At 64.2% G+C, this 25,039-nt stretch carries 23 protein-coding genes and 1 tRNA gene; 18 read left to right on the plus strand and 6 right to left on the minus strand.

The window, feature by feature from the left end; translation table 11 throughout:
• Positions 1 to 66: 66 nt before the first annotated feature.
• Complete coding sequence (locus AC0L3S_RS13885; protein WP_473279441.1) at positions 67 to 3,123, minus strand: ATP-binding protein; 3,057 nt, start codon at positions 3,121 to 3,123, stop codon at positions 67 to 69.
• Between the two features lie 261 nt (positions 3,124 to 3,384).
• Here AC0L3S_RS13885 and AC0L3S_RS13890 point away from each other — a divergent pair, with 261 nt between their 5' ends.
• Both AC0L3S_RS13890 and AC0L3S_RS13895 read left to right on the plus strand, forming a co-directional pair.
• On the plus strand, positions 3,385 to 3,876 hold the full coding sequence (locus AC0L3S_RS13890; protein ID WP_354207743.1) for a hypothetical protein: 492 nt from the start codon (positions 3,385 to 3,387) through the stop codon (positions 3,874 to 3,876).
• 172 nt (positions 3,877 to 4,048) lie between these two features.
• Positions 4,049 to 5,086, plus strand: a complete 1,038-nt coding sequence (locus AC0L3S_RS13895) for a thermonuclease family protein (RefSeq protein WP_473279442.1) — start codon at positions 4,049 to 4,051, stop codon at positions 5,084 to 5,086.
• A 72-nt stretch (positions 5,087 to 5,158) separates the two neighbouring features.
• Here the strand turns inward: AC0L3S_RS13895 and AC0L3S_RS13900 are convergent, their stop codons facing one another.
• Positions 5,159 to 5,911: an SDR family NAD(P)-dependent oxidoreductase gene (locus AC0L3S_RS13900; RefSeq protein WP_106942175.1), complete on the minus strand. Its 753-nt coding sequence runs from the start codon at positions 5,909 to 5,911 to the stop codon at positions 5,159 to 5,161.
• A 93-nt stretch (positions 5,912 to 6,004) separates the two neighbouring features.
• Between AC0L3S_RS13900 and AC0L3S_RS13905 the strand changes: the two genes are divergently transcribed.
• Positions 6,005 to 6,316, plus strand: coding sequence for an ArsR/SmtB family transcription factor (locus tag AC0L3S_RS13905; RefSeq protein ID WP_473260691.1), 312 nt, complete (start codon positions 6,005 to 6,007; stop codon positions 6,314 to 6,316).
• A 118-nt stretch (positions 6,317 to 6,434) separates the two neighbouring features.
• Here the strand turns inward: AC0L3S_RS13905 and AC0L3S_RS13910 are convergent.
• Positions 6,435 to 6,511: transfer RNA gene (locus AC0L3S_RS13910), tRNA-Met, on the minus strand.
• Between the two features lie 313 nt (positions 6,512 to 6,824).
• Here AC0L3S_RS13910 and AC0L3S_RS13915 point away from each other — a divergent pair.
• Positions 6,825 to 8,306: a coniferyl aldehyde dehydrogenase gene (locus tag AC0L3S_RS13915; protein WP_473260883.1), complete on the plus strand. Its 1,482-nt coding sequence runs from the start codon at positions 6,825 to 6,827 to the stop codon at positions 8,304 to 8,306.
• A 97-nt stretch (positions 8,307 to 8,403) separates the two neighbouring features.
• Positions 8,404 to 10,002 carry a GMC family oxidoreductase gene (locus AC0L3S_RS13920; RefSeq protein ID WP_473279443.1) on the plus strand — a complete coding sequence of 533 codons (1,599 nt, stop codon included), beginning with the start codon at positions 8,404 to 8,406 and terminating at the stop codon, positions 10,000 to 10,002.
• Positions 10,003 to 10,184: 182 nt separating this feature from the next.
• Here AC0L3S_RS13920 and AC0L3S_RS13925 read toward each other — a convergent pair whose 3' ends face one another.
• Positions 10,185 to 10,946: an SDR family NAD(P)-dependent oxidoreductase gene (locus AC0L3S_RS13925; protein WP_473279444.1), complete on the minus strand. Its 762-nt coding sequence runs from the start codon at positions 10,944 to 10,946 to the stop codon at positions 10,185 to 10,187.
• Positions 10,947 to 11,075: 129 nt separating this feature from the next.
• Here AC0L3S_RS13925 and AC0L3S_RS13930 point away from each other — a divergent pair, with 129 nt between their 5' ends.
• The 3 genes from AC0L3S_RS13930 (at position 11,076) to AC0L3S_RS13940 (ending at position 13,486) form a co-directional block, all read left to right on the plus strand.
• Positions 11,076 to 11,588, plus strand: coding sequence for a CvpA family protein (locus AC0L3S_RS13930; protein ID WP_473279445.1), 513 nt, complete (start codon positions 11,076 to 11,078; stop codon positions 11,586 to 11,588).
• Between the two features lie 129 nt (positions 11,589 to 11,717).
• Entirely contained in the window at positions 11,718 to 12,500 is a 783-nt protein-coding gene (locus AC0L3S_RS13935; RefSeq protein WP_473260892.1) for an SDR family oxidoreductase, read from the plus strand.
• Positions 12,497 to 13,486, plus strand: a complete 990-nt coding sequence (locus AC0L3S_RS13940) for an NADPH:quinone reductase (RefSeq protein WP_473279446.1) — start codon at positions 12,497 to 12,499, stop codon at positions 13,484 to 13,486. The genes AC0L3S_RS13935 and AC0L3S_RS13940 overlap by 4 nt, the downstream gene beginning before the upstream one ends.
• A 12-nt stretch (positions 13,487 to 13,498) precedes the next feature.
• Here AC0L3S_RS13940 and AC0L3S_RS13945 read toward each other — a convergent pair whose 3' ends face one another.
• Entirely contained in the window at positions 13,499 to 13,978 is a 480-nt protein-coding gene (locus AC0L3S_RS13945; protein WP_473279447.1) for a DUF3775 domain-containing protein, read from the minus strand.
• A 123-nt stretch (positions 13,979 to 14,101) separates the two neighbouring features.
• On the opposite strand from AC0L3S_RS13945, the gene AC0L3S_RS13950 reads away from it, so the two are divergent.
• The 7 genes from AC0L3S_RS13950 (at position 14,102) to AC0L3S_RS13980 (ending at position 21,731) form a co-directional block, all read left to right on the plus strand.
• Complete coding sequence (locus tag AC0L3S_RS13950; protein ID WP_473279448.1) at positions 14,102 to 14,950, plus strand: MBL fold metallo-hydrolase; 849 nt, start codon at positions 14,102 to 14,104, stop codon at positions 14,948 to 14,950.
• Positions 14,951 to 15,206: 256 nt separating this feature from the next.
• A complete protein-coding gene (locus AC0L3S_RS13955) occupies positions 15,207 to 16,049 on the plus strand; it encodes a fumarylacetoacetate hydrolase family protein (protein ID WP_007599594.1) in 843 nt (280 codons plus the stop codon).
• Between the two features lie 157 nt (positions 16,050 to 16,206).
• Positions 16,207 to 16,818, plus strand: coding sequence for a glutathione S-transferase family protein (locus AC0L3S_RS13960; RefSeq protein WP_473260900.1), 612 nt, complete (start codon positions 16,207 to 16,209; stop codon positions 16,816 to 16,818).
• 15 nt (positions 16,819 to 16,833) lie between these two features.
• Positions 16,834 to 17,703, plus strand: coding sequence for an MBL fold metallo-hydrolase (locus AC0L3S_RS13965; protein ID WP_473279449.1), 870 nt, complete (start codon positions 16,834 to 16,836; stop codon positions 17,701 to 17,703).
• Between the two features lie 133 nt (positions 17,704 to 17,836).
• Positions 17,837 to 18,988 (plus strand): alpha/beta hydrolase, encoded by a 1,152-nt coding sequence (locus tag AC0L3S_RS13970; RefSeq protein ID WP_473279450.1) that lies wholly within the window; start codon positions 17,837 to 17,839, stop codon positions 18,986 to 18,988.
• Positions 18,989 to 19,050: 62 nt separating this feature from the next.
• Positions 19,051 to 20,022 carry an iron exporter MbfA gene (mbfA, locus tag AC0L3S_RS13975; RefSeq protein ID WP_007605213.1) on the plus strand — a complete coding sequence of 324 codons (972 nt, stop codon included), beginning with the start codon at positions 19,051 to 19,053 and terminating at the stop codon, positions 20,020 to 20,022.
• Between the two features lie 236 nt (positions 20,023 to 20,258).
• Entirely contained in the window at positions 20,259 to 21,731 is a 1,473-nt protein-coding gene (locus AC0L3S_RS13980; RefSeq protein ID WP_473279451.1) for an amidase, read from the plus strand.
• Positions 21,732 to 21,761: 30 nt separating this feature from the next.
• Here AC0L3S_RS13980 and AC0L3S_RS13985 read toward each other — a convergent pair whose 3' ends face one another.
• On the minus strand, positions 21,762 to 22,244 hold the full coding sequence (locus AC0L3S_RS13985; protein WP_473279452.1) for a CinA family protein: 483 nt from the start codon (positions 22,242 to 22,244) through the stop codon (positions 21,762 to 21,764).
• Positions 22,245 to 22,402: 158 nt separating this feature from the next.
• Between AC0L3S_RS13985 and AC0L3S_RS13990 the strand changes: the two genes are divergently transcribed.
• Genes AC0L3S_RS13990 through AC0L3S_RS14000 form a run of 3 tightly spaced genes read left to right on the plus strand, consistent with a single transcriptional unit; the run spans position 22,403 to position 25,007 of the window.
• The gene (locus tag AC0L3S_RS13990; protein WP_473279453.1) at positions 22,403 to 23,461 is read left to right on the plus strand and encodes an amidohydrolase family protein; all 1,059 of its coding nucleotides are present in this window, start codon (positions 22,403 to 22,405) and stop codon (positions 23,459 to 23,461) included.
• 23 nt (positions 23,462 to 23,484) lie between these two features.
• On the plus strand, positions 23,485 to 24,594 hold the full coding sequence (locus AC0L3S_RS13995) for an amidohydrolase family protein (RefSeq protein ID WP_219682963.1): 1,110 nt from the start codon (positions 23,485 to 23,487) through the stop codon (positions 24,592 to 24,594).
• Positions 24,594 to 25,007 carry a Rieske (2Fe-2S) protein gene (locus AC0L3S_RS14000; RefSeq protein ID WP_473279454.1) on the plus strand — a complete coding sequence of 138 codons (414 nt, stop codon included), beginning with the start codon at positions 24,594 to 24,596 and terminating at the stop codon, positions 25,005 to 25,007. Before AC0L3S_RS13995 ends, AC0L3S_RS14000 begins: the two co-directional genes overlap by 1 nt.
• Positions 25,008 to 25,039 lie beyond the last annotated feature (32 nt).

A 25,039-nucleotide genomic window follows, 5' to 3' on the forward strand; every position in this document is an offset into this window, starting at 1 on the left:
CTGCTGAATTTATTTGACGCGTCGGGCAGATTTCGGCCGTGACGGTGGCCCCGGCCGCCACTGCCGTCAGCTGAGCTCGTCACCCGTCGCCTGCATCTCGTTGAGCATCGCCTCGGCCTTGTGCTGCAGCGGCAGCGCACCGCTCTCCGACGCGATCGCGATGGTCGCGCGCAGGGCGGCAACGGTGGCCGCCTTGACCTTCGCATCCGTCGGCGGCGTCACCACGGCCTCGCCGAACAGGGCCTCCGCCTCCAGGCCGGAGAACCCCTGCTGCCGCGCAGTGTTGCGCGCCTCGCGCAGCATGTTCTGCGCGGCCTGGACGTCGCCGAGCCGGTGGGTGGCGAGCGCCAAATAGATCGAGCTGCGCAGCACCGCCGAGGTATAGCCGACCGCCTTCGCCTCCTCACGCGCTTCCGTCAGCATGCCGCGCGCGCGGTCGAACAACCCCTGCTCCAGATAGGCCATGCCGAGATGGCAGGCGAGCACCGGCACGAAGAGCCGGATGCCGTGCTTCTGCGCCAGGACAAAACCGTCCTCGAGAATGGCCGCGGCCGCCGCCGGCTCGCCGCGGCCGAGCTTCAGCCAGCCGCCGCTATAGGCGGCGGCGACGCGGTCGTAGGGGCGGCCCGTTTCCTCCGCGATCGCTGCGGCCTGTTGCTGGAGCTGCTCGGCGGCATCGAGTTCGCCCATGACGGTGTGGGTGATGCTGCTCATCATGCAGCACAGCAGGAGCAAAGATCGTGGGGTCGTGCCGATCGGAGCACTCGCGGTCAGACCCGCGAGATGGACGCGGGCGGTGGCCAGCATCTTCTCGGCCCGATCGTAGCGGCCGGAAAGAAAATAGGCCTGCCCGAGACTGTATTGCGCGAGATTGCGCCAGGCGGGATTGGCCGAGCTTTCCGCCAGATGCACCACATCTTCCCCGATCGCGACAGCTTCGACCGGCGTTCCATAGAAATTCTGGGCACCCGCTCTCATGGTCATGGCCGCGACCTTGCGTCCAATGTCGCCGATCGCATCGGCTCGCCGTTCGGCTTCGCTCCCCAGATCCAGGGCTTCGGCGACGCGCCCCGACCCGGCAAAGGCCAACCGCGCCTCCATCCGGAGGTCAATGGCGTCCGTTTCGCGCGCGTGCGTCACCGGGGTCTTGTCGAGAGACCCCATCGCGATCTCGAAATAGTCGACCGCGTCGGCAAAGGCCGAGCGCACCAGACATTTTCGAGCCGCGCTCCTGCCATGCTGAAAAGCCTTCCTCCAATCCTTCGCTCTGGTCGCGTGATAGCAGAGCGTATCCGGACCGTCGGTCCATGCCTCGTCGGTTTCGAGAGCCGCCAGAATGCTGGCATGGATGCTTTCCCGCACCTTCTCGACCATCGAATCGTAGGTCACCTGCCTGACCATCTCGTGCCGGAATTCGAGCGAATCCTCCAACTCACTGTCGATCCTGACGAGCAGCTCGGCCCGGTCGAGCGCGGTGAGGCAATCCTGCAGGACGTCTTCCGGCAAGGCCGCCACTCTTCGCAGAGTGGCCTGGTCGGCCCGGGGTCCAAGCGCCGCGGCGATCTGGAGAAGCGACCGTTCCTGTCGTGACACACGATCCAGCCGCGCCGCGATCACACCCTGAATGCTGCTGGGGATGCCGAGCTCATCCACAGGACGCGCGAGGGTAAGGTCGCCCCACTGACCAAGAAGCATGCCGCTGTCCTTCAGGCTGCGGCAGACTTCCTCGATGAACAGCGGAACGTTGGCGGTATGCGAGATGATCCGGTTCTTCAGGTCTTCGTTGGTCGTGGCGGGACCAAGCATGTCCGCGAGCATGGCCAGGCCCGAATCGTCATCGAGAGGCCGCATTGCCACGATTTCCGCGCGGCAGCTCGCGATCCACACCGGCATCCCATTGGGCCGCGTCGTCAGCAGCACAAGCAAATCAGGGCATTGCAGCCCCGACAGGGTGGCGACGACGGCATCGCTGGCCCGATCCATCCAGTGCAGGTCTTCGATCAAAAGAACCGTACGCTGACGACGGGCGACGCTCTCGACGATTGCGCAGCTTGCGTCTGAAATCGCGCGACCGCGCGCGTGAGGCTCCAATTCATCCCATTGCGGATCGGAAACCGGCAAATCCAGGATCGCGTCGACGGCTCGCTGTTGCACCACCGGCAACGCGTCTCTCGGATCATCCGTCATGGTCTGATCTCTCGCAGCCGTATCAAGAATCGACAGCAACAGGCGCTTGAGCGCGCTGTACGGCGCACCCTGGAGATTCGGGCTGCACTCGACATCGATCAGCCGCCAGCCGCCAGCCCGAAGATCCTGCGCGAATTCATGCGCAAGTCGCGACTTGCCAATGCCGGCGTCACCCATCAGCAGAACCGTCTGCCGGCCGGCAGCAACCCTGTCCGCAGCGCGCCACAACAAGGCCCGCTCTGTCGTGCGGTCGACGAATCTGGAAACGCTGCGCGCCCGTCGGACCCGCCAGCTCGACAGATCGCTCGCCCCCATGACCCGGTAGACAGGCAGGGGCTCGCCGAAACCACGGAGCGCCTTGCGGCCCAGGAATTCAAAGCGGACGTGTCCGTCCGCCAGCTCCTGGCAGGCTTCGGAGACGTAGATCTGGTTCGCCTCGGCTGCCGCCTCCAGCCGCGCCGCCAAGTGCTGGGCTGCGCCGCCAATCTCGTAGACCTTGGAAAATTCGCTCGCGACCATATAGGCCACCACATGACCCGAGTGGAGGCCGACCCGGACCTGAAGTCCTGGATCGCCCAGACTGCCAACGCGCCGGACCAGCTCAATGGCCGCGTGGCAGGCCAGGGGGGCGTGGTTGTCGTCGGCGATCGGGGCGCCGAAGACGGCGGCCAACCCGTCCCCCAACTCCTTGCTGACGATGCCGCCGAACTGGCGCACCGCGCCTCTCATCGCCGCAAGAGCCGGTTCGAGGCGCGATACCGCCGCCTCCGGCTCCAGCTCGGCCACAAGACCCGTGGAGTCGACGACGTCGGCGCGCAAAATCGTCACAAACCGTCGTTCGCTGTCGGGATCGACGTGCTGGCGCACCGCCGCCCCGCATTTGGAGCACCAGCTGTCGCCCGGACCAATCGCCGACTGACACGCGAAACAATGCATTCCAGCGCCTTCAACCACTGCCTTGGCAGTCTCACCCCAACCCCTGCCAGGCGTTCAACCTGACAATACCTATAGGAAAGTGCGTGGCAATCGGCCTTGCGACATGCGACGTTGCGAGATGGAGGCTCTCTGGACGAAATACATTCCTGAGTGGTAGCGTTGACTGCGCACCACAAACAGCGTGATCGGCCGTAGGGTGACGCGTATTTTCGGCCACCGCACGAGAGATTTTGACAAACAGACATACGAAGGAAAGAGGCGATGGCCGGACTGGTATATAGCGGCAAGGCATTTCGAGACTTGATGAACAGCAATTACTATCCTTTGGCGAACATGAAGAAGAGCGTCGCGAAGCTCAAAGAGTCCGACGACATCGACCTGCCGACCTTGGAATACGGCCAGTACCATTTGATTTTGAACCCGGCATCGAACTGGCCGCAGGGAAGCGCCAAGTACTGGCACAAGGAAAAAGGCCGGGCCCGCGTCGACCTCAGCACCCAGCCGAACACGGTCCCCCTGTCCAGGGATGAGCCGGGTGTCATTCCACTGACACGTTGCGATCTGCTCGATGCCTGCGTCCGGAAATGCTTCAACTCCGAGCCGCCGATCCCGATGAAGACGAAGATCATCACCCACGAAGCCAGCGACGCATTCGCGCACAGGCATGAGATTCGGCTGGAGTGGGACTACAAGAAGGGCTCGGACAAGCCGACGCTGCTCAACCTGACGATGGTCTGTCCGCACAGATCCTGAGCTGCCGGATACATCCTGCTTCGTTCAGAAAATCATCTCCGCCCGCGCGCTACAAGCGCGCGGGTTAGAACCTCCGGCGCGTCCTTGAGGTGTCATGCCTGTCGCATCTTCCGTCACGGGCTTGTCGTACGAAAATGATTCGCTGCCTCCTGAACCATGACAGGAGCGGCCGATGCCCGTTGGACTGCTGGAGGTCGAAGGCAGCATTGATGTCGGCCAGTTCTGGCCGGAGGGGCGGTCGGACGCCGACACCACCAAGGTCGTGGTGAATGTCGCGCCGGACGCGATCCGCTTCCGCAAGAACGATACCGCGCCGTTCCACCCGACCCACGCCTTCGACGACGCCAAGGTCAAGGGCCGCACCAACACGGCACCGATCAAGAACGGCAAGCTTACCATTCGCCTGCAGGGCATTGACGCGCCGGAGCTGCACTACCAGCCCTCGCCGCTCTCGCCCGCGGAGAAGAAGGGGCTGACCGACGCCAGGCGACAGGCCTATCACGAGGTCACGCATCCCTATCGGCAATTTCTCGGCGCAACGACGAGCAAGGCGCTGCATGATTTTATCGGCAGCAGCGGCGAGCCGACGCTGGCGTGCCGGGTGTTCACGCATGTCGATGCCCCGAACGAGGTGTTCGACACCTATGGACGGCTGGTCGGCGACATCGAGGTCACGGTCGGCGGCCACAAGGTCGACGTCAACCATTGGCTGGTCGAGCAGGGCTTCGCCTATCCGACGTTCTACTCCTCGATGAACGACGACGAAATCAAAGCTTTCCTCGCGCTAGCCAAGACCGCGCGAACGAGGAAGCTGCCGGTCTGGAAGCACCTCGCCAGGACGATTCCCGCCTTCGACTTCGACCTGCGCGAACCCAAAACAAACGAGACCGACGTACTCGCGACCGACAAGGGCCCGGTGATCATGCCAAAGCTCTACCGCCGCTACGCCAATTGGTCGGCGCGCAAGAAGGCAAAAGTGACGAGCCAGAATTTCCAGAAATTCTTGGACGAAGGCTCCGGTGGCAAGCCCGACACCTGCTACGAGATCGACGACTTCCTGGAGAACGGCGTGCACTCGGCGACACCGCGCAATTTTGCGGAGTTCGTCGAGGGCGGAAAGACGATCAAGTTTCAGCCGGAGGGACTGGTGTTCGGCGAGGCACCGTCGATGCTGGTCGGGGCGGACGGGAGGGCGATTACGGGGTCTTGAGAGACGCGCGATAAAGATGGCCCGCACGACGCGGGCCATCTCCTCTTAGAAACCCTTAAGCTTCGCGCTCCGTCAGCGCAGGCCGCCTGTCACATGGAGCGTCTCGCCCGTGACGTACGACGCGTCGTCCGAAGCGAAGAAGGCCACTGCGGCAGCGATCTCCTCGACCTTGCCGATGCGGCCCAGCGGGGTGGTGGATTCGATCCAGTTGCGCATGTCACCTTCGTGCAGGCCGGCCGAGACGACGCCTTCGGTCGCGATCATGCCCGGGTTGACGGCGTTGACGCGGATCTTGCGCGGCGCCAGCTCCTTCGCCAGGACGGCGGAGATTGCATCCACCGACGCCTTGGTCGCGGTGTAGACGGCTGTGTTCGCCGGCGCGATGGTCGATACGCCGGAGCTGATGTTGATGATGCTTCCGCCATTGGCGTTGAAGTGCTTCGAAGCTTCGCCCGAGACCAGCAGCAGGCCAAGCACATTGAGGTCGAACTGCCTATGGAAATGCTCAGGCGTGATGGCCTCGAGCGGGGCGAATTCGTAAATGCCCGCGTTGTTGACGAGGATATCGATCGCGCCGAACGCCTTTACGGTCTCTGCGACCACGCTTGTCACGTCCTTGGCGTCGGCCAGATTGCCGTGGACCGCGACGGCTTTGCCACCCTTGGCGACGATGGCGGCGACCACGCGGTCGGCGGCCTGCTTGCTGGAGCTGTAGTTGACGGCGACCGCCGCGCCCTCTGCCGCCAGCCGGGCCGCGATTTCGGCACCGATGCCTTTGGATGCGCCGGTCACGAGCGCAACTTTTCCTTCGAGTCTCTTGGTCATCACATTCTCCACCATCCGGCACGACGCCGATATTCAATAGTTCAATACTAGTGAACTATTGAATGAGTTCAAGGGAGGTGCTATATTTTATGCATGGTGCAGTTCGTCCACCCATCGCGGAGCGAGATTTCACTGGCTGGGGTGCTGGGAGCGCTCGCGGACCCTATGCGGCTGCGGATCGTCAAGAGCCTGGCCGCGCAGAACGATTGCATGTCGTGCACCGAGGCGGCGCCTTGCCCTGACATGGCGAAGTCGACCCTGTCGAACCATTTTCGTATCCTGCGCGAGGCCGGCCTGATCCGGACCTCCAAGCAAGGCGTCCAGCACCGCAACGTCCTGCGCGAGGAGGACATCAATGCGCGGTTCCCGAAGCTGCTGAAGATGATCCTTAGCTATCCGGAGTGAGGGCTTCCCCCACTCTTGCGCAAGGTGCGGCCAACGTTTCCGCCGCAGCGCCTCCCAAAACAAAAATGGCCCGCTCAGCGCGGGCCATTTTCGGATCGGGACCAGTCAGGTCCGAACTTGGTTGCGGGGATAGGATTTGAACCTATGACCTTCAGGTTATGAGCCTGACGAGCTACCGGGCTGCTCCACCCCGCGTTAACCGTTGCTTTGCCTTCGTGAAAGTGCCGGGGACGGTGAATGAAGGGCCGGCGCTGTTCGCGTGGCTTGCTTCGTCCGTCCCGAAGGCTTCCTTGGAAGGCAACCCCGGGCAAAGCCCGTTGGGTGCGGGCGGTATGTACCAACCCGGGGTGGCTTTGGAAAGGGCTGCGGGGACGTTTTTTTTCGACTTTATGACAGCGCGGTGGACGAATTTGCGGCCTGTCTGGGCCGCCCTTGCCAGAAGTTCCACAAGGGGCCAGCTTGCGGCCACAAAACCAGGCGGAAACGCCACTTAAAAGGGGAGAACGCCATGGACCACGCCTTGGAACGTCCCTCGGATCGCCCCTCCGATCGCCCCCTGGACCATCCCCCGCCGAGCGCCCCGCTTCGGGCCGTCGAAGACGCCTTCCACGCCATGGTCGCGCGGTCGCGGGCCGAGCCGGCGCCTGGCCTTGCCGAGCGGCTCGACCGGCTGGCGCGGCTGCGCACTGTCGTTGCCGACAACGAGGAGCGCTTCCGGCAGGCGATCTCGGCCGATTTCGGCCACCGCTGCGCGGTCGAGACCAATATCGCCGAGACCATGATGGTGTTCTCCGAGATCCGTCATGCCACGAAACACCTCAAGAGCTGGATGGCGCCGCAGCGCGTTTCGACGGCGCTGCAATTTTTGCCCGCGCGCAACCGGCTGATGCCGCAGCCGCTCGGCGTCGTCGGCATCATCGCGCCGTGGAATTACCCGCTGCAGCTGACGCTCGCGCCCGCCATCGGCGCACTCGCCGCCGGCAACCGCGTCATCATCAAGCCGAGCGAGCACGTCGCCCATTTCGCAAGCCTGCTGAAGGAGACGGTCGCCGCGCGGTTCGACGCTGCGGAAGTGCTCGTCACCGGCATCGAGGACGAGATCGCAAAGGCCTTCGCGAGCTTGCCGTTCGATCATCTGGTGTTCACCGGCTCGACCCGGGTGGGGCGGCTGGTGGCGGAGGCCGCGGGGCGCAATCTGACGCCGGTCACGCTCGAGCTCGGCGGCAAGTCGCCTGTTATCATCGACGCCTCGGCCGATCTCGAAGAGGCCGCCGAGCGCATCGCCTACGGCAAGCTGCTCAATGCCGGGCAGACCTGCATCGCGCCCGATTATGTGCTGGTGCCCGAACGCTCGCTGCAGGCCTTCGCCGAGAAAGTGCGCGCGCAGATGCGACGCATGTTCGGCACCGACCCCTCCAACAAGGACTACACCTCCGTGATCTCCGACCGGCACTATGCCCGGCTGGAGAATCTCGTCGCGGATGCGGCACGTCGCGGGGCAAAGATCCTGCAGCCCGCGAAGGCGGACGATCCGAACTGGAAGGCGCACCGCAAATTCCCGCCGACGCTGATCGTGGGCGCGACCGCAGAGATGGCGGTGATGCAGGAGGAGATTTTCGGCCCGGTGCTCCCCGTGCTCGGCTATCGCGAACCGGCCAATGCCATCGCCTTCGTCAACGCCCGCGAGCGACCGCTGGCACTGTATTGGTTCGGCAAGGACCGCAATGCGCGCGACGAGGTGCTGGCGCGCACCATCTCCGGCGGCGTCACCATCAACGACTGCCTGTTCCACTTCGCGCAAATCAACCAGCCGATGGGCGGCGTCGGCGCATCCGGCACCGGCGCCTATCACGGCGAATGGGGCTTTCGCACCTTCAGCAAGCTGAAGCCGGTGTTCTATCGCTCGAAATTCAACCGCCTCGCCGACCTCTATCCGCCCTATGGCGGCAAGATCGCGCGGCTGGAGAAGATGATGCGGTTCATGTCGTAGGGGTGGTCGTTCCGGGGCGCGAAGCGAACCCGGAACCTCGAGATTCCGGGTTCGATGCTCCGCATCGCCCCGGAATGACGATAACGGGGGAACATCAGTGACTGACACATTGGATTTCGTCGTCGTGGGCGCGGGCTCCGGCGGCTGCGCGGTGGCGGGGCGGCTGTCGGAGGATGCGGGGACATCCGTGGCGCTGCTCGATGCCGGCGGACGGAACGACAATTGGCGGATCACCACGCCGTTCGGGCTCGCCTTGCCATACAAGGCCGCGAACTGGGGCTTCGATACCGTGCCGCAGAAGGGATTGAACGGCCGTATCGGCTATCAACCGCGCGGCAAGGGGCTCGGCGGGTCCTCGGCGATCAATGCCATGGTCTACATCCGCGGCAACAAATGGGACTACGACCACTGGGCTTCGCTCGGCAATGCCGGCTGGTCGTATGCGGACGTCCTGCCCTATTTCAGGCGCTCGGAGAACAACGCCGATTTCGACGGTGCGTATCATGGCAAGGACGGCCCGCTGCATGTCAACAGACTGCGCGCGGACAATCCGATCCACGACGTCTTTCATCAGGCCGCGCGCGAGGCGCAGTTCCGCATCCGCGAGGACTTCAATGCGGAGGACCACGAAGGGCTCGGCAGCTATCAGGTGACGCAGCACAATGGCGAGCGCTGGAGCGCGGCGCGCGCCTATGTGAATCCGCACATGGGCAAGCGCGCGAATCTGCGTGTCGAGACGCAGGCGCATGCCACGCGCATCCTGTTCGAAGGCGGGCGCGCGGTCGGCATCGAATACGTCCAGGGCAAGCAGACAAAGCAGCTGCGCGCGCGGCGCGAGGTGATCCTCGCCTCCGGTGCCTTCCAGTCACCGCAATTGCTGATGCTGTCGGGCATCGGCGACGGCGAGGCGCTCGCCGCGCACGGGATCGGCGTCATGCGTCATTTGCCGGGCGTCGGACGCAATCTGCAGGATCATCCGGATTTCGTGTTCGTCTACGCCTCCGACTACCCGCACTTCGTCCACTCATCGCTCGGCCGGCTGCCATCCCTGCTCCGCGCCATCCAGCGCTACCGCGGGGAGCGGCGCGGCCTGATGACCACCAATTTCGCCGAGTGTGGCGGCTTCCTGAAGACCCGGGCCGATCTCGATGTGCCCGACATCCAGCTGCACTTCATCATCGCGATGCTCGACGATCACGGCCGCAAGAAGCACAAGGAGGCGGGCTTCTCGTGCCACGTCTGCCTGTTGCGACCGAAGAGCCGTGGCAGCGTCTGGCTGAAAAGCGCCGATCCGCTGGCGGCGCCGATGATCGATCCGAATTTCTTGGGCGAGGCAGAGGATCTCGAGACGATGGTCGCGGGCTTCAAGACCACGCGACGGCTGATGGAGACGCCCGCCATGCGCGCGTTGCAGAAGAAGGACATGTTCACGTCCGACGTGAGAACGGACGACGACATCCGCGCCATCCTGCGCGCGCGTGTCGACACCGTCTATCATCCCATCGGCACCTGCAAGATGGGCACTGACGCGATGGCCGTGGTCGATCCGGCGCTGAAGGTGCACGGCATGGAAGGCCTGCGCGTCGTCGACGCCTCGATCATGCCGACGCTGATCGGCGGCAACACCAATGCGCCGACCATCATGATCGGGGAGAAGGCGGCGGATATGATCAGGGGCGAGATGCGGTGGTATTGAAGCTGCCGCCTCATACTCCGCCGTCGTCCCGGACAAGCGTAAGCGCAGATCCGGGACCCATAACCCCAGGGAGTAGCTGCGGCGTGAGATGGTAACCACGAGTCTTCGCCAAACTGCTCCCTGTGGTTATGGGTCCCGGATCTGCGCTCCGCTTCGCTGCGCTTGTCCGGGACGACAGTCAATCAATTCAGCAAGAACCCGCCGTCCACCGTCACTACGCTGCCCGTCATGTACCGCGAGGCCTTCGAGGCCAGCAGCAGGATCGCGCCGTCGAGATCGGATTCGGCGCCGATGCGGCGCTGCGGAATGCGCTTGGTCAGGCGCTCGCCCGGCGGCGTCGACCAGAACGCGTGGTTCATCTCGGTGTCGATGTAGCCGGGCGCGAGCGCGTTGATGCGAATGTTCTGCCCCGCGAGCTCCAGCGCCATCGCCTTGGTCGCCTGGATGATGCCGGCCTTGGAGATCGCGTAAGGCGACAGCGCCTTCGGCACGCCGGTGCCGAGCACGGACGCGATGTTGACGATGTTGCCTGCCTGCTTGCGCGCGACCATGCGGCGCGCGATCTCGGTCGCGAGGAAATAGGCGCCCTTGAGATTGGCGCCGATCACCGCGTCCCAATCGGCTTCGGTCTGCTCGGTCGCGAGCTTTTCGATCGCGATGCCGGCATTGTTGATCAGCACCGTGACCGGGCCGAGCGCGGCTTCCGCGGCATCGACGGCCCTGGCGATCGATGCGGTGTCGGTGACGTCAAGCGCGACGGCGGCGGCACGGCCGCCCTTGCCGCGGATCTCGTCTTCCAGGCTCTTCAGCTTGTCGGTCTGCCGCGCCGCGAGCGCGACGGCCGCGCCATGCGCCGCCAGCACCCTGGCAAATTGCCGCCCCAAGCCCTGGCTCGCACCTGTGACGAGGATGGTTTCCTGACTGACGTCGAATAGGTCTGACATGACGTTTTCCTTGACGCTTTCCTTGGGCGCTTTCCCTGAGCTTTGGGGCCATCAATACAGACGATTTTAACGATCTGAAACCGGAATGATCGGTTCTGCGTTCACTCGTTCCATGGCAGGCTCCCGCGCATGAACAGTTTCGATCTCGCCGTCTATGCGGCGCTCGCAATCGCGATCGGCTTCGGTTTCAGGACCGGCCTGCTCGGCAGCGCCATGACGATCCTGGCCTATCTCCTCGCCGCCCCCATTGCCGTCGCGCTGATGCCGCTGATCGTCCCGCAGGTCGCGGGCAATCCGAATGCGCCGCTGCTGCAGAACTGGATCTGGTTCTTCGGCATCTTCGTGGTGGTCGGCATGCTGTTTGGACGTCTCGGCCGTCTGGCGCTGAGCGACACGATACGGCAGGCCGGCATCGGCGACCGGCTCGGCGGCGCAGCCCTCGGCGCCATCAGGGTCGGCCTCGTCGCCACGACCCTGGTGCTGGTGTTCGACCAGATCGTGCCGGCCAACCGCCAGCCGCCGTTTCTCGCCGGCTCGCACCTGAGGCCGCTGTTCTCGACGGTGGGCCGGATGGGCTTCAAGTCGCTGCCGCCGGAGGCGGCCTCCGCGATCGACCGTCTCAAGCAGGAGCGGCGCATCTGATGAGGCGCATTTGCATCGCCGCGCAGGCGTGCATGCATTTTGATGCGAGCCAATCCCTTATCAGCGGCGCCAAGGTTGGCTAGAATGGCGGCTTCTTAAAAACCTGCATGACATTACGGGAGTGAAACAGTGGATCTTGGGATCAAAGGTCGCCGCGCCATCGTCTGCGCATCCAGCAAAGGCCTCGGACGCGCCTGCGCCATCTCGCTGGCCGAGGCCGGCGTACACGTCACGCTGACCGCGCGCGGCGCCGAGGCCCTGAAGAAGACGGCCGACGACATCCGCAAGGCCTATCCTGATGTGACCGTGACCGAGATCGTCGGCGACATCACGACGCCGGCGGGCCGCGAGGCCGTGCTGAAGGCCTGCCCCGAGCCGGATATCCTGATCAACAATGCCGGCGGACCTCCGCCCGGCGATTTCCGCAACTGGACCCGCGACGACTGGATCAAGGCGATCGACGCCAACATGCTGACGCCGATCGAGCTGATCAAATCGACCGTAGACGGCATGATGGCGCGCAAATTCGGCCGCATCGTCAACATCACCTCGGCCGCGGTGAAGGCGCCGATCGACATCCTCGGTCTCTCCAACGGCGCGCGCGCCGGCCTCACCGGCTTCATCGCCGGCCTGTCGCGCAAGACCGTGATCAACAACGTCACCATCAACGGCCTGCTGCCGGGCCCGTTCGAAACCGACCGTCTGCGCAGCACCGCGAAGGGGGAATCCGAGAAGCGCGGCATCACGCCGGACCAGGTTCTGGCCGAGCGCGCCAAGCTCAACCCCGCGGGCCGCTTCGGCGATCCCGACGAGTTCGGCTATGCCTGCGCATTCCTGTGCGGCGCCAAGGCGGGCTTCATCACCGGGCAGAACCTTCTGCTCGATGGCGGTGCCTTCCCGGGAACGCTGTGAGGGCGGTCTGGTACGAGGAGACAGGACCGGCGGCGGACGTCCTCACCTATGGTGAGATGGCGACGCCGGTCGCAGGTCCAGGCGAAGTTCGTATTCGCCTGGAAGCCTCCGGCGTCAATCCGGCCGATGTCGGCCGGCGCGGGGGCAGCTATCGCGCCAAGGAGTTTTCGCGCGTCATTCCGAACAGCGATGGCGCGGGCTTTATCGACCAGACCGGCGATGGCGCGACGCGGTTCAAGATCGGCGACAGGGTCTGGCTGTTCAACGGCCAGCGCAACGGCCGCGCCTTTGGCACCGCGGCCGAACATATCGCGCTTGCCGAGCATCTGGTGACGCCGCTGCCGGACAATCTCTCTTTTGCGCAAGGCGCGACGCTGGGCATTCCCGCCATGACGGCGTGGTGCTCGCTGTTCGCGGACGGGCCGATCGTCGGCAAGTCGGTGCTGGTCACCGGCGGCGCGGGTGCAGTCGGGCATTACGCCGTGCAACTCGCGAAATGGGGCGGCGCGCAGGTGATCGCGACCGTCAGCTCGGCGATGAAAGGCGAGCAGGCGCGACAGGCCGGTGCCGATCTCGTGGTCAATTACAGGGACGAAGATGTCGTTGCCAAGGCGATGGCCTTCACCGACGGACGCGGGGTCGACCGATTGGTCGATGTCGATTTCGGCGGCAACATCGCGACGACCCTGAAGTTGATGGCAATGAACTCGACAATCGCGGTCTACGCCACGAACGGCAACCGCACGCCGACCGTGCCGATGCGCGAGCTGATGGAGAAGTGCATCACGCTCCGCTCGCTCGTCTTGTTCGCGCTGCCGCCCGCGTTGCTTGCGGCGGCGCAGGCCGACATCTCGAAATGGCTGGCAGCGGGGCCCCGAATCCACAATGTCGCGGCGCAGTTTGCGCTGTCGGAGACGGCGCAGGCCCATGTCGCCGTCGAGAAAGGCGACAAGCTCGGCACCGTGGTCGTCGACTGCGCGCGCTAGTATCGGCCGGGATCACCGCTGTTGCTTGGTGGGCTCGTCTTCGTCCCGCTGGCTCGGACTGGATGAATCGGCGACTGGGTTTCCGTCGGTCCAGTCGATGCCGAATTCGTCGAGCCCGTCGGCGAGCAGATCGCCCAGCATCGGCTCACCGAGCAGATAATGCGCCGTCTCGCGCCGGGGACTGCGATACTCGGCGCGCGCCTCCACGGCGCGTGCGCGCAAATCGTCCCAATCGTCGATCGTGCCGTCGCCGCGGCCGAGCCAGGTCAGCGTGACGAGATCGATCTGCTCGTCTTCGTTCATGGCGACGATGAAACTTCCGAGTTCGTTGACGACCGGATCGGAGCCGTCATCCTCGAGGACGTCGACCGCGTCGTCGTCAGTGGCGTTCGAGCCGGAATCCGGATCGGAATCCGCCTGCTTGACGTCGAATTCACGCGCCTTTTCGATGATGAAGGCGACCTTGTCCGCGGAGATTGCGAGCTCTGGCATGGCTGGCCCTTTGTCTTTCCCTGGGTTCCCGCGATAACGCCGCACCGCGTCAGATGATCCATTGCGCCTGACGGCGAAACTGCGCATGTTCCGCGCCAAAGCAAGAACATGAGGATGCGCCGGATGCAGTGGAAGGTCGGCAGGGTCAAAATAACCAAGGTCGTGGAATTGGAGACGGTCGGCTCGACCCGCTTCATTCTGCCCTTGGCGAGCAATGCAGAAGTCCAGAAGCTGCCCTGGCTGATCCCGCATTTCGCCACCGAAGAGGGCCGGCTGAAAATGTCGATCCATTCGCTGGTGGTGGAGACGCCGACGCGCCGCATCGTGGTCGATACCGGGCTTGGCAACGACAAGCAGGGCCGCAACGTCCCGACCTGGAACAATCGCACCACGCCTTTCCTGGAGACGATGATTGCGGCGGGCTTTCCGCCCGACAGCATCGATACCGTGCTGTGCACGCATCTTCATGTCGACCATGTCGGCTGGAACACGAAATGGCTCGACGGCAAATGGGTGCCGACCTTCCCCAACGCGCGCTACGTCTTCGGCAAGACCGAGTATGAGCATTGGCGCGACCATTCCACCGAGCCGGACAAGCGGGCCGTGTTTGACGATTCCGTGAAGCCGATCGTCGATGCCGACCGGGCCGAGTTGATCCCGAGCGACCACCGGCTCAGCGACGAGATCAGCATGATCCCGACCCCCGGCCACAGCCCCGGGCATATGAGCATTCTGATCCAGTCGGACGGCGAGCAGGGACTGCTGACGGGCGACGTCGCCCATCATCCCTGCCAGATGGCGCATCTCGGCTGGTCCTCGACCGCGGATTCCGATCAGAGCCGATCTGCCGCGACGCGGCGCGAATTGTTCGGCCGGTTTGCCGACACCCCGACGCTGGTGATCGGCGGGCATTTTTCGGCCGGGCACATCAGGCGGGACGGGGACGCATTCAGGTTCGAGGCGCTGGGGTGAGCTCCGTGTCCCGGACGCGGTGCAACGTTCAACGTTGCGCCGCTGAGCCGGGACCCAGAATGCTGCAAAATGGGCCCCGGCTCAGCGGCGCAGCATTTCATGCTGCGCAGCGTCCGGGGCACGAGACCCGCAAGCCGGCGTATTCACCTCCGGAATTGAGAGGGCTGCAATGCGCCCTCTTTGAGCGGTTGAATTTCCCGCCGCCCTGTTCCATGAAGCTGTTTAACCGATCGGTCCATTTTAGGGAGAAACGAGAATGAAGCTTGTTCGTTATGGCGAGAAGGGTGCGGAAAAGCCCGGCCTGATCGACAAATCCGGCCAGTTGCGCGACCTGTCGGCGCATGTGAAGGACCTGACCGGCGAGGCCTATTCGCCCGAAAGCCTGAAGAAGCTGGCGGCGCTCGATCCCGCCTCGCTGCCCGCCGTCTCCGGCAAGCCGCGGTTCGGCGCCCCCGTCACCGGCATGTCGAAATTCGTGGCGATCGGCCTCAACTACAGCGACCACGCCAAGGAGACCGGCGCCGAGATCCCGAGCGAGCCGATCATTTTCATGAAGGCCAACACCTCGCTGTCCGGCCCGAACGATGCCGTCGAGAAGCCGCGCGGCTCGACCAAGCTCGACTGGGAGGTCGAGATCGCCGCGATCATCGGCACGCGCGCAAAATACGTCTCGGAAGCCGACGCGCTCAACCACGTCGCCGGTTACTGCGTCTGCAACGACGTCTCCGAGCGTGCCTTCCAGATCGAGCGCCTGGGTCAGTGGACCAAGGGCAAGTCGCACGACACGTTCGGCCCGCTCGGCCCCTGGCTCGCCACCAAGGACGAGATCAAGGACGTGCAGAACCTGCCGATGTGGCTCGACGTCAACGGCCAGCGCCGTCAGACCGGCTCGACCAAGACCATGATCTTCTCGATGGCCAAGTGCATCTCCTATGTCTCTCAGTTCATGACGCTGCTGCCCGGCGACATCATCACGACAGGCACCCCGCCCGGCGTCGGCCTCGGCATGAAGCCGCCGACCTTCCTCAATGTCGGCGACGTCATCACGCTCGGCATCGAAGGCCTCGGCGAACAGCGCCAGGAGATCGTCGCGGCGTAAGCCGCGGCCAGCGCAACACTCGCCGTCATGCCCGGGCTTGTCCCGGGCATCCACGTCTCACAGTCTAACCACGCGGAAGCGCGTGGATGGCCGGGTCAAGCCCGGCCATGACGGAGGAGACACCGTTTGCTCAAGACCGATCGCAGGGAATTGTCCCATGAAGCTCACCTTCTCCCCCGCATCCCCCTTCGCCCGCAAGGTGCGCATCGCCGCGATCGAGCTCGGGCTGATCGACAAGATCGAGTTCACGCCGGCGACCGTCGCGCCCGGCACGGCCAACGAGGATTATTCGAAGATCACGCCGCTGAAGAAGTTGCCGGTGCTGATCACCAATGACGGCGATGTTATTTTGGACTCCTACGTCATCGTCGAATATCTCAACGAGATGGCCGGCGGCAGCCTGATCCCCGATTACGGTCCGCGGCGCTGGAAGGCCAAGACCAATCATGCCCTGATCAACGGCATGCTCGATTCCATGCTGCTGTGCCGCTACGAGAAGATGGTGCGGCCGCAGGGCCTGCAATGGCAGGCGTGGTCGGACGACCACTGGAACCGGGCCTGGATCGGCATGGCGCGCTTCGAGAACATGCCTGAAGTGCTGAACGGCCCGTTCGATATCTCGCAGATCGGCCTCGTCTGCGTGCTCGGCTATGCCGACTTCCGCTTCGCCGATTGCGGCTGGCGCAAGGCCTATCCGAAGCTCGACGCCTTCCACCAGAAGATGCTGGAGCGGCCCTCCGTGAATATCTCGGTGCCGCCCGCGGCTTAACTCTTCGGAGTTCTCATGAGCCTGAAATACGCGGTCGGCGATCTCACCATCCATCGCATCATCGAGCAGGAAACCTCGTTTGTGCCGGCACTGGAGATGTTGCCGGGGCTGACACCGGAGCTGCTGGCCGAGAACCGCGTATGGATGAGGGAGGCGAAAGCCCTGGATGACAGCGACACATTGATGCTGTGCTTCCAGTCCTATGTGATCAAGACGCCGCACCACACCATTCTGGTCGACAGCTGCATCGGCAACGACAAGCCCCGGCCGCAGCGGCCGAAATGGAACATGAAGACCGACGACACCTATCTGCGCGGTCTCAACACCGCCGGATTCTCGGTCGACGACATCGACTTCGTGATGTGCACGCATCTGCACGTCGATCACGTCGGCTGGAACACGCGGCTGGATAATGGCCGCTGGGTGCCGACCTTCCCGAAAGCGCGCTACGTGTTCGCAAAGCAGGAATTCGATCACTGGACCGAGCAGAACGCGAAGGCGGAGGTGGCCCCCTTCGTGGACAGCGTGCTGCCGGTGGTCGAGGCCAAACGCCACGAGCTCGTCGGCAACGATCACCAGATCGGCGATCACGTTCGTATTCTGCCGACGCCCGGCCACACGCCGGGCCATATCGCCATCACGATGGGCCGCGGCAGGGACGACGCCGTGTTCTCCGGCGACCTCATGCACTCGCCGATCCAGACGCTCTATCCGGAGCTGTCGGTCAAGTTCGACCTCGATCAGGCCAAGGCGGCAACGACGCGCCGCAGCTTCCTGGAACGCTATTGCGACACCGACACGCTGTGCTGCACCGCGCATTTCCCGTCGCCGTCAGTGGGGAAGATCAAGCGCAAGGGCAGCGGCTTCGTCTGCGCGGCGGTGTGATCTAGCCGAGATGCCGTAGGGTGGACAAAGCGAAGCCTGCCCACCATGCCAAACGCGTTATAGAATGATGGTGGGCATGGCGCGCAAAGCGCGCCTTTGCCCACCCTACGATTCCACCCGTGTGGAGAAAGCAATGACCGACCTCCCCGAGATCCCGCTCCCCGCCGGCATTCGCTCACGCTATGTCGACGACATCAACGGCCTGCGCATGCACGTGCTGGAGGCCGGCTTCGAGACCAAGGGACGGCCCTGCATCCTGCTGCTGCACGGCTTTCCCGAGCTCGCTTTTTCCTGGCGCAAGGTGATGCCGGCGCTGAGCGCGGCCGGCTATCACGTGATCGCGCCGGACCAGCGCGGCTATGGCCGGACGACGGGATGGAGCGCGGAGTACGACGGCGATCTCGCACCGTTTTCGCTCTTCAACCTGGTGCGGGATGCGCTCGGGCTGGTGTCGGCGTTCGGCTACAGGCAGGTCGATGTGGTCGGCCACGATTTCGGCAGCCCGGTCGCGGCCTGGTGCGCGCTGATGCGGCCCGACGTGTTCCGTTCGGTGGCGATGATGAGCGCGCCGTTCGGCGGAGCGCCGCCGCTGCCGTTCAACACGGTCGACACGCCGGCAAAGCCCCCGGCCGAAGACCCCGTGCATCGCGAGCTCGCCGCCTTGCCGCGTCCACGCAAGCACTATCAGTGGTATTATGCGACACGCCCGGCGAATGCCGATATGCACTGCGCGCCGCAAGGCGTGCATGATTTCCTGCGCGCCTACTATCATCACAAGAGCGCGGACTGGACCGACAACAAGCCGTATCCGCTGAAATCGTGGTCGGCGAACGAGTTGGCGAAGCTGCCGACCTATTATGTGATGGACCTGAACGAGACCATGGCCGAGACGGTTGCGAAGGAGATGCCCTCGCCGGCCGCGATCGCGGCCAATCAATGGCTCCCCGACCGCGAGCTCGCCTACTACAGCGCCGAATATGGCCGCACCGGATTCCAGGGCGGCCTGCAATGGTATCGCTGCGGCACATCGGGTGCATTCAACAGCCAGCTCGAATTGCTGGCCGGCCGCACCATCGACGTCCCCTCCTGCTTCATCTCGGGCAAGCAGGATTGGGGCACCTATCAGCGTCCCGGCGTGTTCGAGGCGATGCAGGCGCGAACCTGTACGAAGCTGCTCGGCTGCCACCTCGTCGACGGCGCCGGTCACTGGGTGCAGCAGGAGCAGCCGGCCGAGGTGAGCCGCCTGCTGCTCGATTTCCTGGCGAAGAGCCGCGGCGTGATTTGACCCGGGAACTTCGGCGCCCTATATAATTTAGAACTATTCTAAACTAATCAGACAGGGCCGCCGTGAAGAATTTTGCCGATCTGACCGAGCGCGAGGTGCTTGCGGTCGCGATCTCCTCCGAGGAGGAGGACAGCCGCATCTATATGAGCTTCGCCGAAGACCTGAAGGAGCGCTATCCGGACTCCGCCAAGATCTTCGAGCAGATGGCCGAGGAAGAGCGCGGCCATCGTCACATGCTGCTGGAAATGTACGAGCAGCGCTTCGGTCCGCATTTGCCCCCGATCCGCCGCGAGGATGTCAAAGGCTTCCTGCGCCGTCGTCCGGTCTGGCTCACCAAGAACCTGCCGCTCGACACCGTCCGCAGGGAAGTCGAGACAATGGAATTGCAGGCCGAGCGCTTTTACGTGAAGGCGGCTGAGCAGGCGCAGGACGTCGGCGTGCGCCGCCTGCTCGGCGATCTGGCCGAGGCTGAGAAGGGCCACGAAGAGGTGGCGGCGAAGCTGACGGACCAGATCCTGAGTTCTGACGTGCGCGCCGAGGAAGACCGCACCAACCGGCGCATGTTCGTGTTGCAATATGTGCAACCAGGTCTCGCCGGCCTGATGGACGGCTCGGTCTCGACGCTGGCGCCGCTGTTCGCGGCTGCCTTCGCGACGCATCAGAACTGGCAAACATTTCTGGTCGGCCTCGCCGCCTCGATCGGCGCCGGCATCAGCATGGGTTTTGCGGAAGCGCTGTCCGACGACGGCTCGCTGACCGGGCGTGGTTCGCCCTGGCTGCGCGGTCTCACCTGCGGCTTGATGACGACGCTCGGCGGGCTTGGGCACACCCTGCCCTACCTCGTGCCCGATCGCTGGGCCAACGCATTCTGGATCGCGACCGGAATTGCCGGAATTGTCGTGTTCTTCGAATTGTGGGCAATCGCCTTCATCCGCGCGCGCTACATGGATACACCGTTCCTCCAGGCCGTGTTCCAGATCGTCCTCGGCGGCGCGATCGTGCTGGCGGTGGGGATATTGATCGGAGCGGCGTAACAGCCTCACTCTCGGTGTCATGCCCCGCGAAGGCGGGGCATCCAGTACGCCGCGACCTCCCCGCGTCCGATCGGCCTCGCTGGAATACTGGATCACCCGAGCCGGGCGATGACTGCGAGTGGTTGCTTGGCTCACCGCGTTCCGTCTTGCTCACATGTCAATCGCGATCAAACGGCGGTTGCGGTGCTGGGCCAAACTGCGCATCATCGTTCGACAATAAGAACAGGAGATGCGCCATGGCCAAATCCGAATGGAGCTTCAAGAGCGCGGTCGCGCTGTCGGCCGCGTTGGCCGCGAAGAAGGTTTCCGCGGTCGAGCTCACGCAGGATGCGATCGACCGCATCGAACGGCACGACGGCAAGGTCAACGCGATCTGCGTGCGGGATTTCGACCGCGCGCTGGACGCCGCACGCGAGGCGGACGCCGCATTGGCCCGCGGCGATCGCAAGCCGCTGCTCGGACTGCCGATGACGATCAAGGAATCCTTCAACATCGCCGGCCTGCCGACGACCTGGGGCTGGACGCCGCAGAAGGATTTCAAGCCGGCGGAGGACGCGCTGTCGATCGCCCGGGTGAAGGAGGCCGGCGGCGTCATCCTCGGCAAGACCAACGTGCCAGTGGGGTTGGCGGATTGGCAGAGCTACAACGAGATCTACGGCACGACCAACAATCCATTCGATCTCGGCCGCACGCCGGGTGGCTCGTCGGGCGGCTCGTCTGCGGCGCTCGCGACGGGCTATGGACCACTCTCGCTCGGGTCCGACATCGGCGGCTCGCTGCGCGTGCCCGTCTTCCATTGCGGGGTTTATGCGCACAAACCGACCTACAATCTCTGTCCAACGCGTGGCCACACGCCGCCGCCATTGCCAGCCATCCCGATGGAGCGCGATATGGCGGTGATCGGTCCGATGGCGCGGAGCGCCGTCGACCTGCCCCTGCTCCTGGATGTGATGGCAGGCCCCGATCCGTTGGACCTCGGCGTCGGATACAAGCTCGCGCTGCCGGAGGCGCGACACCGTGCGTTGAAGGATTTCCGTGTGCTGGTGATCGACAGCCACCCGCTACTGCCTGCGAATGCCGACATTCGCAGCGCGATCGAGAAGCTGGCGAAACAATTGGCGGGCGCAGGTGCGAGCATCACCCGCGAAAGCCCGCTGTTTCCCGACTTCACAGAAGCCTCCCGCCTCTACATGCGCATGCTGATGGGCTTTCTGGGCGCCTTCTCTCCGCCGGACATTCTCGCCGGCGCGCGTGCCGGAGCGGCGCAGCTCTCGCCCGACGACAAGAGTCTTGCTGCCGAGCGGCTGCGTGGCATGACCAGCACACATCAGGCCTGGGTGTTCGACGAAGGCGCCCGCGCCGGCCTGCGCGCGCAATGGCGGCAATTGTTCAGGACATTCGATGCGGTGATCTGTCCGATCATGCCCACGCCGGCCTATCCGCATGATCATTCGCCGGAGCAGGAAAAGCGCCGGATCAATATCGATGGCAAGGACCACGCCTATCCGGACCAGCTTGCCTGGCCCGGCATCGCCACGCTGACGGGCCTGCCGGCAACGGCCGTTCCGCTCGGCCTGTCGAAGGACGGCCTGCCGGTCGGCGTGCAGATCATCGGGCCTTTCCTCGAGGACCGCACGCCGCTGAAGCTCGCCGAGCTGATCGAACGCGAGTTCGGCGGGTTCGTGCCGCCGAAGATGTTCGACGATTGATGCGTTCGCCATTGCGACGGCGCTACGAGGTCACCGCTCCAGATTCTTCAACAGCAATTTCAGCGCTGTCGCTGCAAATATCTGCATATTGGCGAAGCGGTCGTTGCTGCCCGTCTCCAGCGTCATCACCTCGACCGCGGGCCCGGCGACCGCCATGCAGCTGTGGCCCGCCGCATCGCCGTAGCGATTGCCGGTGGGGCCGGCGGCGCCGGTTTCGGACAGGCCCCAATCGCAGTTGAAACGGCTGCGCATCTGCTCGGCCAGCAGCTGCGCGTAGCGCTCCGACGAGGAGCGAAAGCCCTTCATTCCTTCGTCCGCAATATCCATCAGCACGCGCCTGGCATCGCGGGTGTAGACCACGGCGCCGCCGAGGAAATAGGCGGACGCGCCGGGGACCGCGAGAAGGCTGGCCGAGATCAGGCCGCCGGTCGAGGATTCCGCCACGGCAATGGTCTGTTTGCGCGCGATCAATTTCGCTGCGACCTGTTCCGCAATGCCGACGAGCTCTTTCATGCCTTGACCCCTTATGCCTTCGCAACCGAGCTCGGCCTTTCTAGCATATGACAGCGCCGTTGGCCGAGTTGCAGCCAACGGGCAGGCCTGCTTGAATGGCGGTCAAGACCAAGCGCCGCCCGCGAGACGACGCGACGAGGAAACGTGAAGGACACGTCATGGCGTCCCTGATCGCCGGCGGAGTGGATTGCGATGTGCATCCGGCCGTGCCGCATCTGACCAGCCTGCTGCCGTACCTGAACGACTATTGGCGCGATCAGGTGACGACGCGCGGCATGGTCGATCTCATCTCGCAATCCTACCCGCAGAACTCGCCGATCACGGCGCGGCCCGACTGGCGCCCCGAAAGCGGCAAGCCGGGCGAAAGCCGGGCGGACATGCAGCGCCATGTGCTCGATCCCTTTCAGCTCTCCCATGCCATCTGCAATCCGCTCTATGGCGTGCAGATGGTGTTTTCCGAGGATCTGCAGGCCGCCTTCTGCAGCGCACTGAACGACTGGCTCGTGAAGGAATGGCTTGATCGCGATACGCGGCTGCGCGGCTCCATCGTGATCCCCACCCAAAGCGTCGAGAAGGCCGTCGCCGAGATCGAGCGCTGTGCGGCGGACCGCCGCTTCGTGCAGGTGCTGATGCTGGTGATGGGCGACACGCCGCTCGGCAAGCGCGCGCTATGGCCGATCTACGAGGCGGCAGAACGGCTGGACCTTCCGATCGGCATTCATGCCGGTTCCGCCTATCACAATCCGCCGACCGCCGTGGGGTGGGGTTCCTACCACATCGAGGATTATGCCGGTCAGGCCCAGGCGTTCCAGACCCAGCTCACCAGCCTGATCGTCGAGGGCGTGTTCGCCAAATATCCGTTGCTGAAAATGGTGATGCTGGAATCCGGGGTGTCCTGGATCTCGCCATTTCTCTGGCGCCTGCACAAGTTCTGGCGCGGCGTGCGGATGGAGACGCCGTGGGTCGATCGCGCGCCGCTGGACATTGTGCGCAGCAACATCCGCTTTTCGTTACAGCCATTCGATGCGCCGCCGGATGAGGCGACATTAATTCGCCTGTTTGATCATATGCAGTCGGACGAATTGGTCGTATTCTCCACCGACTATCCGCACTGGCAGTTCGACGGCCAGGAGGCGCTGCCCGCAGGTCTCACCCCCGATCTCGTGCGCAAGATCATGATCGATAATCCGCATGCGACCTATCCCCGCCTGACTTAGCCGCTGCCAAAGGAGGCAAGGCGATGAATATTCAGTTCCGCGAAAGCTCCGAAGCCGCTTCCCCACTGACCGTCAAAACCGCGATCGCGGACTGCGACATCCATCCGGCACGCGCGACCCGCGCCGAGCTCTATCCTTACCTCGCCAAACGCTGGCAGCATCATCTCGAAGTCTACGGCGTCCATGCCTATCAAGGCATGATGGAAGGTCCGCCCTATCCGAAGGCCCAGCCCAACGCCTCGCGCCGCGACGCCTATCCGCCGGAAGGCGGGCCGCAGGGCTCCTCGCTGTCCTTCATGCAGAAGCAGCTGCTCGACCCCCACAACGTGCAGCTCGGCGTGCTCAATCCGCTCAACACCGGGCAAGGCATCCGCAATCACGAGCTCTCGGCTGCCTTGTGCTCGGCGATCAACGACTGGCAGATCGACAAATGGACCAGCAAGGACAAGCGGCTGAAGGCCTCCATCGTCGTCGGCAATGAGGACGGACTGTCGGCCGCCGCGGAGATCCGCGAGCGCGCCGGCGACAAGAATTTCGTGCAGGTGCTGCTGCTCAGCCGCAATGTCGAGCCGCTCGGCCAGCGTCGCTACTGGCCGATCTATCAGGCTGCGGAAGAGGCCGGCCTTCCCGTCGGCGTCCACGCCTTCGGCTTCGGCGGCAACCCGATCACGCCGTCGGGCTGGCCTTCCTATTACATCGAGGAAATGGTCGGCCATTCGCAGTGCCAGCAATCGGCGCTCGCGAGCTTGGTGCTGGAGGGCGTGTTCGAGCGTTTCCCGAAATTGAAGATGGTGATGATCGAGGCCGGCTTCGGCTGGGCGCCGTCGCTGGCATGGCGGCTCGACAAGGTCTGGCAGCGCCTGCGCAGCGAGGTGCCGCATGTCAAACGGCCGCCGTCGGAATATATCCGCGAGCAGGTGTGGTGGACCACGCAGCCGATGGAGGATCCGGAGCGGCGCGAGGATCTGTTCGACGTCATCAAGTGGATCGGCTGGGATCGGCTGCTGTTCGCGACCGACTATCCGCATTGGGATTATGACGAACCCTCGCGCGTGCTGCCCGCAGGCGTCAGCGACGACAACCGCGAGGCCTTCTATCTCGGCAATGCGAAGAAGCTGTACGGGATCGCTTGATGGCGCGGCATGTGATTGCCGCGGTCGACGAGCTGCCGCCCGGCACGCGAAAATTTCTGGAGATCGACGGACGGCCGATCGCAATCTTCAACATCAAGGGTGAATATTTCGGCCTGATGAACCGCTGCCCGCATCAGGGCGCGGCGCTGTGCGAGGGACCCTTGATCGGGCTCGCGCAATCGACGGATCCGGGCGAGATCGAATACACCAAGCTCGGCGAGATCATTCGCTGCCCTTGGCATGGCTGGGAGTTCGACATCCGCACCGGCCAGTCCTACTGCGACCCCCGCCGCTTCCGGGTGAAGGCTTATCCCGCGCATGTCGAGCCGGGTACGAGCGTGGTGAAGGGGCCGTACGTTGCTGAGACGATACCGGTGAAAGTCGAGAGCGATTACGTCGTGGTGGACCTGTAGCGAAGCAGATGGCGCGGACTGCGCCGGCACGA

The organism is Bradyrhizobium sp. Ken01 (genome assembly GCF_055807355.1).

What these genes read in the sequence shown, in the direction of transcription:
- AC0L3S_RS13925 (WP_473279444.1), bottom strand. Translation starts at nt 10,946, where the DNA reads ATGTCAGACCTATTCGACGTCAGTCAGGAAACCATCCTCGTCACAGGT.
- AC0L3S_RS13905 (WP_473260691.1), top strand. Translation starts at nt 6,005, where the DNA reads ATGGTGCAGTTCGTCCACCCATCGCGGAGCGAGATTTCACTGGCTGGG.
- AC0L3S_RS13985 (WP_473279452.1), bottom strand. Translation starts at nt 22,244, where the DNA reads ATGAAAGAGCTCGTCGGCATTGCGGAACAGGTCGCAGCGAAATTGATC.
- AC0L3S_RS13995 (WP_219682963.1), top strand. Translation starts at nt 23,485, where the DNA reads ATGAATATTCAGTTCCGCGAAAGCTCCGAAGCCGCTTCCCCACTGACC.
- AC0L3S_RS13890 (WP_354207743.1), top strand. Translation starts at nt 3,385, where the DNA reads ATGGCCGGACTGGTATATAGCGGCAAGGCATTTCGAGACTTGATGAAC.
- AC0L3S_RS13885 (WP_473279441.1), bottom strand. Translation starts at nt 3,123, where the DNA reads ATGCATTGTTTCGCGTGTCAGTCGGCGATTGGTCCGGGCGACAGCTGG.
- AC0L3S_RS13965 (WP_473279449.1), top strand. Translation starts at nt 16,834, where the DNA reads ATGAGCCTGAAATACGCGGTCGGCGATCTCACCATCCATCGCATCATC.
- AC0L3S_RS13895 (WP_473279442.1), top strand. Translation starts at nt 4,049, where the DNA reads ATGCCCGTTGGACTGCTGGAGGTCGAAGGCAGCATTGATGTCGGCCAG.
- AC0L3S_RS13960 (WP_473260900.1), top strand. Translation starts at nt 16,207, where the DNA reads ATGAAGCTCACCTTCTCCCCCGCATCCCCCTTCGCCCGCAAGGTGCGC.
- AC0L3S_RS13930 (WP_473279445.1), top strand. Translation starts at nt 11,076, where the DNA reads ATGAACAGTTTCGATCTCGCCGTCTATGCGGCGCTCGCAATCGCGATC.
- AC0L3S_RS13915 (WP_473260883.1), top strand. Translation starts at nt 6,825, where the DNA reads ATGGACCACGCCTTGGAACGTCCCTCGGATCGCCCCTCCGATCGCCCC.
- AC0L3S_RS13955 (WP_007599594.1), top strand. Translation starts at nt 15,207, where the DNA reads ATGAAGCTTGTTCGTTATGGCGAGAAGGGTGCGGAAAAGCCCGGCCTG.
- AC0L3S_RS13980 (WP_473279451.1), top strand. Translation starts at nt 20,259, where the DNA reads ATGGCCAAATCCGAATGGAGCTTCAAGAGCGCGGTCGCGCTGTCGGCC.
- AC0L3S_RS13950 (WP_473279448.1), top strand. Translation starts at nt 14,102, where the DNA reads ATGCAGTGGAAGGTCGGCAGGGTCAAAATAACCAAGGTCGTGGAATTG.
- AC0L3S_RS13990 (WP_473279453.1), top strand. Translation starts at nt 22,403, where the DNA reads ATGGCGTCCCTGATCGCCGGCGGAGTGGATTGCGATGTGCATCCGGCC.
- AC0L3S_RS13900 (WP_106942175.1), bottom strand. Translation starts at nt 5,911, where the DNA reads ATGACCAAGAGACTCGAAGGAAAAGTTGCGCTCGTGACCGGCGCATCC.
- AC0L3S_RS14000 (WP_473279454.1), top strand. Translation starts at nt 24,594, where the DNA reads ATGGCGCGGCATGTGATTGCCGCGGTCGACGAGCTGCCGCCCGGCACG.
- AC0L3S_RS13970 (WP_473279450.1), top strand. Translation starts at nt 17,837, where the DNA reads ATGACCGACCTCCCCGAGATCCCGCTCCCCGCCGGCATTCGCTCACGC.
- AC0L3S_RS13945 (WP_473279447.1), bottom strand. Translation starts at nt 13,978, where the DNA reads ATGCCAGAGCTCGCAATCTCCGCGGACAAGGTCGCCTTCATCATCGAA.